Consider the following 12313-nt stretch of genomic DNA (forward strand, 5'->3'; position numbering starts at 1 on the left):
ATTAATAGTGCTATTACTATTTTTTAAAAAATAGAAAGTAATAAAAACGGGGTAAAAAATAATTATTGACCACCTAAAAGGAATGGCAATTCCTATAAATAAAGTTGATAAAATAAAATGATAAGGCTTATAATTTGAAATATATTTCCAGTAAAAAATCAAAGATAATAAGGCAAAAAGAAAACCAAGATTTGTAGTGTTTAGTATTAAGTTTAAGAATATTAACTCTGGAATTATAAACGGTATCAGACAAAGAAATAAAATTAAATTATTGTTGACCTCAAAGATTAAACTAAGGAAATAACCAATTAATAAATAGATAACAAGCCCTGAAAAAAACGAAATATGTAATGAAAATAAAAGTAATTTTGATTCTTTATTTTCCACAAAACTTAATAAGTAATCAAATCCAGAATTATATACAGCATAAGGCTGTTGAATGTTTAAATTTCTTCCACATAGATGATATAGAATGGTGCATGCATCGTCGCCTTCAACATAATTATAACTTAAAGTATTTATATATAGAAACAAATATAATACAAAAGCAAAACCATAAAAATAAAGCATTTTATTTTTCATAAGTAGATATATACTAATTGATTGGTTTGTTATTAAAGTTTGGATGAATAATATATTTTTTGGGTGATAAGCTTAATCAAATATACTATAGATTTTGTGCGCGAATATAACAATGAATAGTGATTTAAAAACGCTGTATTTATGTAGTTTTATTTTTTTGGATCGTAACGTCGCGTTACAGGATTAAATTTGTATTTATTAATTTGAGTTTTTGTAGATAAATGAATTTCAAAATCTTTAGTTAGAGTGAATTCAAATCCTTCTTTTCTTGTTTTGTCAATGGTTTGAGATGCTGTTTTATTTTTATCTAAAAATTGAATTTCATTTATTTGGCTCACTGTTTGTATGTTTCCAAAAATTTTTAGTTTAGTTGTGGATAGTTCCCATATTTCGTTGGAAGTGATTAAAGCATTTTCTTTTTTTAATTTGGTTTCAGTTAAGATATTTTCTGTATAACTAAAATGATATAATTTTACATCTGCAATAGTAAACGATTTGATTTTAAAATTTGTGGGTTGTTGTGCTTTGTCATTTGTAGTTATTTCTTTTAGGATAATGGTTTCCTTTTTTCCAGCATTATCCAGTAATATCGCTAGTTTTTGTTTGCCACCCTCGGTAATAATTTCGGCTTTTAAATTTTCAAAAGTTGCTAAAGCGGTGGAAGTTACTTTTACAGGTGTTTTAGGTTTTTGTGCCAAACTAGCTGTAGTTATAAGAAGTATCAAGGTAAGTAGTATATTTTTCATTATGAAAATTTTAGTGATACCAAAGTACAAAATAATTTTCATAAAAAAAACCGCCAAGGAATAACTTGGCGGTTTTAATTTATATTTTAAAAAGAATTAGTCTTTTTGAGATTGAACAGCTAAGTTATAAATAACTAAACCAAATCCAATTTTGTTGATAGCATCAGCAATGTTGTAAGCAATATCAATATTTCCTGAAGGAATTACTGAATTGTACCAACCTGTTGTTCCCATCATGTATCCTAAAGGATAAATAGACCAACCTACTAATACAAACCAGCATAAGATTTTGTGAGCAGCTAATACGTTTCCGCCAGCAGCTTTTGCTAATTTAGAAGCAGATCCTAACCATATTTCGTAAACAATTACAAAATAAGCTAATCCTGAAATTCCACCCCATAAAGCAGCTGAATCTTTGTAAACCGTTTCACCTAAGTATCCAGTTACTAACATAACTACAGATAAACCGATCATTTTCCATAATAAATCTGTTTTTGCACCAGCAACTTTTAAGATTAGGAAAAACTCTAAACACATTAACGGCACAGTTAAAATCCAGTCAACGTATCTAAAAAATGTTGGTGATTCTCCAACTCCAGCCCAATATTCTTTCATGTAGAAATAGTGAACTGCTGCAATAAATGTTATTAATCCTGAAACCAATACTGAAGTACGCCATTTTTTATCAAATTGATTTAATGATAAAAAGAAAAAAGCAGAAGCTGCCATCATAGCCATACATCCTACGAAGAATGTAAAACCTACGTAATCATTCGGTAACATTTTTGAAATTAATAATAAATTTTTCATAATTTTTTGTTTTTAGTTAATAATAAATGTTAATTTGTTTTATCAAAGTTAAAATAATAATTTTTAATAAACAAACTTTTTTGTTTATTAATTTTAAAAAAAGAGTAAACAGAAATGAAAAATTATTATAAAACCGCCATTATACTTAGCTTTTTCGGATTGTGGTTAACTTCATTTATTTCTATTGAAAATCAAATATTTTCTGGTTTTTCTTTAATTTTGAGTTTTGGAATCTTACATGGCGGCAACGACATTATGATTGTTAAGAATATATTATTACAAAAAAGAGCGTATTCTTTTTTACAAATTCTTAGTTTTTATATTGGTATAATTAGTATTTGTTCTTTTTTGTTTTATTTGATTCCTGCTTTAATATTGTTTTTATTCATTTTAATAAGTGGATATCATTTTGGAGAACAACAATTACGTTTTTTAAATAATCATAAAAACAAAGTAATAGTTCAAAGTATTCAATTGCTTCATGGTTTATTAATTCTGTTTTTCTTGTTTGAGTTTCATTGCAAACAAGTGCGAGATATTATTTTTGATATTACTTCTGTTGAAATTACGCCAAATTATATCAAATATAGTTTGTATGGTATTTTGACATTATTTAGTGTTGGATATATTTATTTATTTCTGAATTTAAAAAAATTAACAAAAACGCTATTTAAGGAGTTGTTTTTTCTATTGGTTTTTGTAATTATATTTAAAGTTTCTTCACTTATCTGGGGATTTACAATTTATTTTATTCTTTGGCATAGTTTACCTTCAATTATTGATCAAATTACTTTTTTGTATGGAGACTATTCAAAATTAAATTTTATAAAGTACATCAAAGCAGCAGCTTTGTATTGGTTTATTTCGTTAATTGGATTGGCTGTTTTTTATTTTTTTCTTAATGACATTAAACATTTTAATGCTATGTTTTTTGTATTTTTAGCTTCAATAACATTTCCGCATGTAGTAGTTATTTTTGCCATGGTTAAAAAGTAGACTACTAACACTTTATTATATCTAGGTTAGCAACTATTGTTTCATTTAATAAATTAATTATGTTATGAAGAAAATACAATCGATATTCAACTTTTTTTTAAATGAAAAGTTCAAAGAGAAGAGTGAACATTTAATTATTTACATTTCTATTTTTGCTTTTATAATTCATTTGATGTTTATTTTTCTAAATAAACTTGATTTTATTCATCTTGAATTACTTTCAAAATTATTTAACAATCCTATAGCTGCTATTTACACGCCGTTCTCCTTTATACTTATTTATGAAGTGTATTTATTAGTTTATTACCTTCCAAAATCTACTACTATATATATAGGTAAACAATATGAAATTATTTTATTAATTATTATTAGAAGAATTTTTAAAGATATTTCTAATTTAGAACTTACCAGCAATTGGTTTGCTGTTAAGTACGATTTAATTTTCTTATATGATATAATTGCTGTTGTAGTTTTGTTTTTTCTAATCTTTATTTTTTACAGATTAAGCGATATGCAAAAAAAGAATGTAGTAATTAATGAAAAAATAGAAAGATTTATTCTGACTAAAAACAAAATTGCTTCATTTTTAATACCTATTTTATTGTTTCTTTCTTTATATAGCTTTATTAATTGGATAGAAAAAAGTTTCTTTTCAGTAAATGCATTAGTGTATAAATTTGAAGATATTAATAAAATTTTCTTTGAAGATTTTTTTACGGTTCTAATTTTAGTGGATGTTTTAATTTTGCTGTTTTCATTTTTGCATTCTGACAAGTTTAGTACTGTAATTAGAAATTCAGGTTTTATAATTTCTACAATTATGATTAAACTATCTTTTAATACAGAAGGAATTTTAAATGTAATTTTATTAGTTTTATCTGTAGTATTTGGAATTATAATTTTATTTATACACAATAAGTACGGAAAACTTCAAACTAATATTTAGTTTTTTTTTTTGAATATCAATTATAAAAAAACCGAGTAATTTCTTACTCGGTTTTTTTCAATTTAAATTTAAGGTTTACTCGAAAATCTTTCTTCGTAACTCGTAAATTATTTTACTTCTTCAAATTCTACATCTTGTGTTGTGTCACCTGATGCTTGAGGTTCTGCTTGCGCACCTCCTTGAGCGTCTCCAGTGTTATACATTTCAGCAGATGCGTTTGTCCAAGCCGTATTGATTTTTTCTAAAGCAGGCGTAATTGCAGCAACATCTTTTGCTTCATAAGCCATTTTTAATTCAATTAAAGCTAAGTTAATCGCTGTTTTGTTATCTTCTGATAATTTTTCACCAAATTCAGCTAATTGTTTTTCCGTTTGGAAAATCATAGAATCTGCTTCATTTACTTTATCAGCCGTTTCTTTAGCAATTTTATCTGATTCAGCATTTAATTCAGCATCTTTTTTCATTCTCTCAATTTCTTCAGCTGTTAAACCAGAAGAGGCTTCGATACGAATATCGTGAGATTTTCCAGTTCCTTTATCAGTTGCAGAAACTTTAATGATACCATTAGCATCAATATCAAAAGTTACTTCAATTTGAGGAATACCTCTTGCTGCTGGTGGAATACCATCTAAATGGAAACGTCCAATAGTTTTGTTATCCGCTGCCATTGTTCTTTCACCTTGAATAACGTGAATTTCAACACTTGGTTGGTTGTCTGCAGCCGTTGAGAAAACTTGAGATTTTTTTGTTGGTATAGTAGTGTTAGACTCAATTAATTTTGTCATTACATTACCCATAGTTTCAATACCTAATGATAAAGGTGTAACATCTAATAACAATACATCTTTTACATCACCAGTTAAAACCCCACCTTGAATAGCTGCACCAATCGCAACAACTTCATCAGGATTTACTCCTTTTGATGGTTTTTTACCGAAGAATTTTTCCACTTGTTCTTGGATAACTGGGATACGAGTAGAACCTCCAACTAAGATCACTTCATCAATATCAGAAACAGATAAACCAGCATCTTTTAACGCTTTAACCACTGGTTCCATTGAACGCTTGATTAAAGAATCAGCTAATTGTTCAAATTTAGCACGTGTTAATGTTTGTACTAAGTGTTTTGGTCCTGAAGCCGTAGCTGTAACGTATGGTAAGTTAATTTCTGTTTGAGCAGAAGCAGATAATTCAATCTTCGCTTTTTCAGCCGCTTCTTTTAAACGTTGTAACGCCGTTGGGTCTTTTCTTAAATCTAAACCTTCAGCAGCATTAAAGTCGTTAGCTAACCAGTCGATAATTACTTGGTCAAAATCGTCACCACCTAAGTGTGTATCTCCGTTAGTAGATAATACTTCAAAAACACCATCTCCTAATTCTAAGATAGAAATATCAAAAGTTCCTCCACCTAAATCGAATACTGCAATTTTTTGATCTGTACCTTGTTTGTCTAATCCATAAGCTAATGCCGCAGCAGTTGGCTCATTGATAATTCTCATTACTTTTAAACCTGCAATTTCACCAGCTTCTTTAGTCGCTTGACGTTGTGCATCGTTAAAATATGCAGGAACAGTAATTACTGCTTCTGAAACTGAATGACCTAAATAGTCTTCAGCAGTTTTTTTCATTTTTTGCAAAGTCATTGCAGATAATTCTTGTGGCGTATACAAACGACCATCAATATCCACACGTGGTGTGTCGTTATCACCTTTAACTACTTTGTAAGCAACAGTAGAAGCCTCTTTAGCACTTTCCGAGTACTTGTTACCCATAAATCTTTTGATAGATGCAATAGTTTTAGTTGGGTTAGTTACCGCTTGTCTTTTAGCAGCATCTCCAATTTTAATTTCTCCACCTTCTACAAATGCAATTACAGAGGGTGTTGTTCTTTTTCCTTCTGCATTAGCAATTACAACTGGTTCTCCACCTTCCATTACAGAAACACAAGAATTGGTTGTACCTAAATCGATTCCAATAATCTTACTCATTTTATTTAATTTTAAATTTTATTCGGTTTATTTTTTAAACTCTTTTTGGATAAGTCAAGTTTTGTGCCAATAATTATATAGGTATAAAATTGGCAGTATTTCTTTTGTATGGCAAAAATATCTGACATTGTGTCATTTCATTTTTTGCTAACGTGTTGGTAATCTGTCAGAATTCAGTTGGAATTTATAAATTAAGCAAATCAAAATTCTCTATTCCGCATTCAAAGTTGTATCTTTGCCGTTCAAAATACAAATATGACATTTCAAGATTTACATTTACATAGAAATATACTTCAGGTTTTAGAAGAAGAAAAATATATTACGCCAACACCTATACAACAACAAGCTATTCCAATTATATTAGAAGAACACGATTTAGTAGGGTGTGCACAAACAGGAACGGGTAAAACAGGGGCATTCGCCATTCCAATTTTAAATTATTTACATCCAATAGTAGGTTCTAAAACAAAACGTAAAGTAATTAGAACGTTAGTTTTAGCACCAACACGTGAATTGGCACACCAAATCCAAGATAGTTTTGCCACTTACGGAAAATATATGAATACCAAATCCATGGTGATTTATGGTGGGGTAAGTCAGGTCCCACAAGTGCAACAGCTAAAAGACGGAGTGGATATTTTAATTGCTACTCCAGGTCGTTTTTTAGATTTAAATAAGCAAGGTTTTTTAGATATGGATAATCTGCATCATTTGGTGATTGATGAAGCGGATCAAATGCTTGATATGGGTTTTATTAACGATGTAAAGAAAATCATCAAGTTAATTCCTGAAAACCGTCAAACATTATTGTTTTCTGCTACGATGCCAGTTGCGATCAGAGAGTTAGCCGATCAATTTTTGAAAAAACCAAAATACGTTTCGGTAGCACCGATTTCAAGTACTGCAGAACGCGTGAACCAAAAAGTATATATGGTTCAAAAAGAAGACAAACGAAAATTACTGATTCATTTAATAGAAGAAGAAAAAATAAATAACGTATTGGTTTTTGTACGAACAAAACACAGTGCTGACAATGTGGTAAAAGCGTTAAAAACAAAAAACATTTCTGCGGAAGCGATTCACGGAAACAAATCTCAAAATAACAGAATTAAAACGTTAGACGGATTTAAAAGTCAAGAAATCTCTGTTTTAGTGGCGACAGATATTGCAGCTCGTGGTATTGATATTGATTTATTGCCATATGTAATCAATTTCGATTTACCAAATATTCCAGAAACCTATGTACACCGAATTGGAAGAACGGGTAGAGCTGGAAATGAAGGTTTAGCTATTTCTTTTTGTGGGAAAGACGAATTACCGTATTGGAAAGACATTGAAAAACTAACCCGTCAGCAAATTAAAGTCGTAAAAGAAAATCCGTATCCCTACAGAGCGTTTACGGAAGACGAATTAAAAAATAAAGAAACCGATACACGAGGCGACAGAAGAAATCCCGCCAGACAAAAACAAAATAACACACCAAAAGCAGCTAAATCTCCAAATGCAGCTAGTACTAATTCCAGAAAATCGGATGCTTCTAAACAGAATAAGAAGCGTTGGTATTAGGAGGGTTTAGGGTTAAAGGCAAAAGGCAAAAGTTAAAAAGGGATAAGTTCTATAGAATTTGTTCCTTTTTTTGTTTTAACAAATACAACATGTAAAAATTAGAAAGTAATAGAAGATAAAATCCTATTTTTATTTGTCCAAATCTATCTAAAAAAATAAACATATTTGAGATAACTATTAAAATAGTAAAAAAAATATTTGAGATATAAAACCAGTTTGTTTTTTCTAATCTATTTGTAAAAATTCTAATTGCACCTGTAATTGAAGATAAAATTAAAAATATCGAAAATAATATTGAAAATAATATCCCATTTATTCCTATTAATCCAATATCTTGACTTTTTTTATTATCAAAATAAATTCCAACCTGACTTGATAAATCAAATACATTTTCTGAATTTTCTGAAAAATATATTTTAATTTCTTCAACAAAGTCAGTTTTACTTTCTGTTTCAGCTTCATCAGAGCTAAGTTTACTACTAAGCTTTAATTCACTTGATGATTTTCTTGAAAACCCATCACATTGTTTGATGAACGGACAAAAAAGTAATAAAACTATAATAACGGAAACAAATCGTAGCTTTTTCATAAGAATAAATTTTACATTTTATTAGGTTTCAAATTTTATGCCAAATAAATAACTATTAAAATCTATTTTTTTTCATCTATTTTCTATTTTCTATTTTCTAAATTTTATCTTTGCTACTATAACGATTTAGTAAATGGAATGTATTTCAGTTTTTGATATGTTAAAAATAGGCGTAGGACCTTCAAGTTCTCATACTTTAGGACCTTGGCGAGCTGCCGAACAATTTTTAGCCGAATTACGAAATCAAAATATAATTGCTTCAGTACATCGCGTAAAAGTCGATTTGTATGGGTCGCTTTCTTTAACGGGAAAAGGACACGCTACCGACTTAGCTGTTATGTTAGGTTTAAGCGGCGCCAATCCAGAATTAGTTCCAATTGATGCTATTTCTTCCATTATTGAAGACATAAAAACGAATAATGAATTACTATTGGATAATGAATTTAAGATTCATTTTAACGTAGTTTCAGATATCTTTTTCAATAAGAATTTTTTACCCTTTCATGCTAATGGTATGGTATTTACTGCCTACACAAATGAAGTTGAATACAGTTCAACTTTTTATTCCATTGGAGGTGGCTTTGTAGTTAAGGAAGAGGAAGATACGAATACAAATTTAGAGATAAAATGTGCCTTTCCATTTTTAGTTAATACGGGTGTTGAATTATTAGAATTTTGTCAAGCGGAGCGCAAAACAATTTCTGATATTGTGTATGAAAATGAAAAATCAATGCGTTCGGAAGCGTTAATTCATTCCGAATTAATGCGCATTTGGAATACGATGTTAGAGTGCATGTATATTGGTGCTCATACCGATGGTATTTTACCGGGTGGATTAAATGTAAAAAGAAGAGCGTACGATATGCATACCAATTTGATTGGAATCGCCAATTATAATTCTCCACAAGAATGGTTGCAATGTATTCGTCATACCGAGGTGAAATTTCGTCAAATATTAAAATGGGTTTCCTGTTTTGCATTGGCAGTAAATGAAGTAAATGCTTCTTTAGGTCGAGTTGTAACGGCACCTACCAACGGCAGTGCAGGCGTAATTCCGGCAGTTTTGATGTATTATTTGGTGATTGAAAATCATTATGCAGGCGAAAAAGAAATCAAACAATTTTTAATGGTAGCAGGGCAAATTGGAAGTATCTTCAAAAAAGGCGCCACTATTTCTGCTGCTATGGGAGGTTGTCAAGCAGAAATTGGCGTTTCCTCAGCTATGGCAGCAGCAGCATTATGCGAATTGATGGGTGGAACTCCGGAGCAAGTATTGGTAGCCGCTGAAATTGCTATGGAACATCATCTAGGAATGACCTGTGATCCTATTGGTGGTTTGGTACAAGTACCATGCATAGAACGCAATACTATGGGTGCTATAAAAGCCATAAATGCGGCTGAATTGGCTCTAGAAACAGATGCTAAAAATGTGTTGGTACCTTTAGATAAAGTAGTAGCTACCATGTGGGAAACGGCTAAAGACATGAACTCAAAATACAAAGAAACTTCCGAAGGTGGTTTGGCTATTGGAGTAGGATTGGCAGATTGTTAATTTTGATAGGTACGCAGATTTAGCAGATTTTATTTGTAATTGAAAAATATAAAAAACAACACAGATTTTACTAATTATATTAATTTCTAAAATCTGTGTTCCGAAAAATATCTATTTTGAAACCGCTAAATCCTTCAAATCTGTGTACCCATCAAAATCTAAAACTCAAAACTCATTGTAGTGGTTACTGAAAAATTATCTTTTTTGGTATTGGTATCAAAAATGTTTTCTGTGGCCTGATACCATTTTCCTTCTGTTCTTATTTTAAACTTCGAATTGGGTAAAAAATCAAAATTTATTGAATTGCCAAGTGTTTCAAAAGGGATTTGACTGGCAATTATTGCCTGTTTTTGATCTTGATAATATTCTATTCTATGTGCCATTTGCCATTTTGCATTGAAAGAATATTGTGTAATTATAACCGGACTGTACCAAGTTGCTTTTACATTATTTTTAGAGGAAATATCTTGTATTCCGTAATCGAAACCAAAAATAGAATGCCATTTTGTATTCCAAGTCTTGTCCCAATATAGATTACTAAAATAGCGCGTATTAAACGCGTCAGCATAAACTTCTTTACCTATAAAAGTGCTCCAATTTAACGTGTTTTTTGCATTTGGTTTATATACTAATTGTGTACCAAAAGAAGGCGCCACAGTACTATTTTGTTTTTCAATACGTTGCCAGCCATTGGTTAGTAATCCAGACAAACTCCATTTTTCATTAAATTGATGATTTAATTTTATACCTGTCATAAAATAAGGGGAATTTTCTGCAAGTATAGAACGAGTAGCGGTTAAATTGGCATGAGTAGTAGCGGATTCAAATCCAATATAACTAGGAAAAATACCGGCTTCTAAAGTGGTTGTTTTTTTATTGTTTAAATACACACCCAAATACGCTTCGTTTAAGTATTTGGTTTTTTCGGTAGCATAATTGGCTTCTACATACGTTCCGGATTGCACCGAAACTTTTGCGTAAATATTTTCATAACTAATTGATGCTCTTACTAATGCAATATTTATGTTAAAGTTATTTTGTTTGTTGTAATTGTATAAAAAAGGGAGTTTGTCTTTGTTTTCAGACGCATCAAAATCATAGGAATAGTAGGTGTCAATAAAACCTGAAACATCTATTTTTAATGTTTTTTTTGGATTTTCTTGAGCAAACGAAAAAGAAGCTATCGTCAAGAAAAATAAGGCAATAATGTTTTTCATTTTAAATTTTTTTTCTTCGGGTGTCAATAATATGAACTATTTTCCAGATATTATTTTCTAAAAGCAAAGTAAAGGAATTTACGCCAATATGACTTAACTTTTCATTGATATAAAATTCGTAAGGCGTACAAACGTTTGCCATAGTGCCATCTATTTGAATGTTGTAACTTAAAATACGTTCTTCAATTTTTACGTTTTTTGGAATGGCGGCTATGGATTTATAAAATTCTGAATTACTGTCAAATGATAACGATCCTATGGCGTTTTTTTCGGTTATCGATTGCAATTTCATCTCTTTATGGCAAACCGATTGAATTTTTAAGGTATCACTAGTTTGTAAACCTTCAAAAAATACTGAAATGGATTGTTTGATGGCATTTTCCTCTTGTGCAAAAACACCTATACTAAATCCAAAAAATAATAAAATAAATACTTGTCTCATAGTGGTTACATTTATTTATTGGTATTAAATGTAGAAAAATTGTTACAATCCATATCTTTATATTAATTTTACAAAATATTTCATTCGGTATTTACTGAACACTAAAAACTGATAACTGAACACAAAAGCTTATGTCTGTAGCAAAAAAAGATTATAAAAAAATTACTACGAAGTCGTTAATTGATATGAAAGCCAATGGTGAAAAAATTTCTATGTTAACAGCATACGATTTCACAATGGCAAAAATTGTCGACACAGCAGGTATTGATGTAATTTTAGTAGGCGATTCAGCCAGTAATGTAATGGCAGGAAATGAAACCACGTTACCAATAACTTTAGATCAAATGATTTATCACGCAAGCAGTGTGGTAAAAGCTGTTGATAGAGCGTTAGTTGTGGTTGATTTACCTTTCGGAAGTTATCAATCGGATCCTAAAGAAGCGTTACGTTCGTCTATTCGTATAATGAAAGAAAGCGGCGGACACGCTGTAAAATTAGAAGGTGGTAAAGAAATTGAATCGTCTATAAAGAAAATATTAAATGCGGGTATTCCTGTTATGGGACATTTGGGATTAACACCCCAATCGATATATAAATTTGGAACATACACGGTTCGTGCCAAAGAAGAGGAAGAAGCGGATCAATTATTAGAAGATGCCAAAATGTTAGAACGAATAGGTTGTTTTGCTTTAGTTTTAGAAAAAATACCGGCTAAATTGGCTCAAAAAGTTGCCGGAAGTATTTCTATTCCAGTAATTGGAATTGGAGCGGGTAGTGGCGTAGATGGTCAGGTGTTGGTATTACACGATATGATTGGTATGACACACGAATTTAGTCCAAGATTCTTACGCAGATATATGAATTTATTTGAAGATATGA

The 12313-nt window shown here is 30.2% G+C and carries 11 protein-coding genes; 5 read left to right on the forward strand and 6 right to left on the reverse strand.

Translation table 11 applies throughout. The features are described 5' to 3' along the window. Positions 1-731: 731 nt before the first annotated feature. A complete protein-coding gene (locus ABWP60_RS08815) occupies positions 732-1328 on the reverse strand; it encodes a hypothetical protein (protein WP_353151441.1) in 597 nt (198 codons plus the stop codon). A 96-nt stretch (positions 1329-1424) separates the two neighbouring features. Beyond that, the gene (locus tag ABWP60_RS08820; protein WP_353151444.1) at positions 1425-2138 is read right to left on the reverse strand and encodes a bacteriorhodopsin-like; all 714 of its coding nucleotides are present in this window, start codon (positions 2136-2138) and stop codon (positions 1425-1427) included. A 114-nt stretch (positions 2139-2252) separates the two neighbouring features. Between ABWP60_RS08820 and ABWP60_RS08825 the strand changes: the two genes are divergently transcribed. Beyond that, on the forward strand, positions 2253-3134 hold the full coding sequence (locus tag ABWP60_RS08825; RefSeq protein ID WP_353151447.1) for a Brp/Blh family beta-carotene 15,15'-dioxygenase: 882 nt from the start codon (positions 2253-2255) through the stop codon (positions 3132-3134). 64 nt (positions 3135-3198) lie between these two features. Beyond that, entirely contained in the window at positions 3199-4080 is an 882-nt protein-coding gene (locus ABWP60_RS08830) for a hypothetical protein (RefSeq protein ID WP_353151450.1), read from the forward strand. Between the two features lie 107 nt (positions 4081-4187). Here ABWP60_RS08830 and dnaK read toward each other — a convergent pair whose 3' ends face one another. Next, positions 4188-6068 (reverse strand): molecular chaperone DnaK, encoded by a 1881-nt coding sequence (gene dnaK / locus ABWP60_RS08835; protein ID WP_353151453.1) that lies wholly within the window; start codon positions 6066-6068, stop codon positions 4188-4190. A gap of 255 nt (positions 6069-6323) precedes the next feature. Between dnaK and ABWP60_RS08840 the strand changes: the two genes are divergently transcribed. Further along, positions 6324-7634, forward strand: coding sequence for a DEAD/DEAH box helicase (locus ABWP60_RS08840; RefSeq protein WP_353151456.1), 1311 nt, complete (start codon positions 6324-6326; stop codon positions 7632-7634). 49 nt (positions 7635-7683) lie between these two features. On the opposite strand, the gene ABWP60_RS08845 is transcribed toward ABWP60_RS08840, so the two are convergent. Further along, positions 7684-8223 carry a hypothetical protein gene (locus ABWP60_RS08845; protein WP_353151459.1) on the reverse strand — a complete coding sequence of 180 codons (540 nt, stop codon included), beginning with the start codon at positions 8221-8223 and terminating at the stop codon, positions 7684-7686. Positions 8224-8356: 133 nt separating this feature from the next. Between ABWP60_RS08845 and ABWP60_RS08850 the strand changes: the two genes are divergently transcribed. Beyond that, positions 8357-9775: an L-serine ammonia-lyase gene (locus ABWP60_RS08850; protein ID WP_353151462.1), complete on the forward strand. Its 1419-nt coding sequence runs from the start codon at positions 8357-8359 to the stop codon at positions 9773-9775. Between the two features lie 158 nt (positions 9776-9933). Here ABWP60_RS08850 and ABWP60_RS08855 read toward each other — a convergent pair whose 3' ends face one another. Together ABWP60_RS08855 and ABWP60_RS08860 are read right to left on the reverse strand one after the other, a co-directional pair. Next, a complete protein-coding gene (locus tag ABWP60_RS08855; RefSeq protein WP_353151465.1) occupies positions 9934-10992 on the reverse strand; it encodes an outer membrane beta-barrel protein in 1059 nt (352 codons plus the stop codon). Between the two features lies 1 nt (position 10993). Beyond that, entirely contained in the window at positions 10994-11434 is a 441-nt protein-coding gene (locus ABWP60_RS08860; RefSeq protein ID WP_353151468.1) for a nuclear transport factor 2 family protein, read from the reverse strand. Between the two features lie 131 nt (positions 11435-11565). Here ABWP60_RS08860 and panB point away from each other — a divergent pair. Next, the coding region (gene panB / locus ABWP60_RS08865; RefSeq protein ID WP_353151471.1) for a 3-methyl-2-oxobutanoate hydroxymethyltransferase at positions 11566-12313 on the forward strand (748 nt) is incomplete at its 3' end.

Origin of the sequence: Flavobacterium sp., from assembly GCF_040402895.1 — a bacterium.
In the GTDB taxonomy this organism is placed as follows: Bacteria; Bacteroidota; Bacteroidia; order Flavobacteriales; family Flavobacteriaceae; genus Flavobacterium.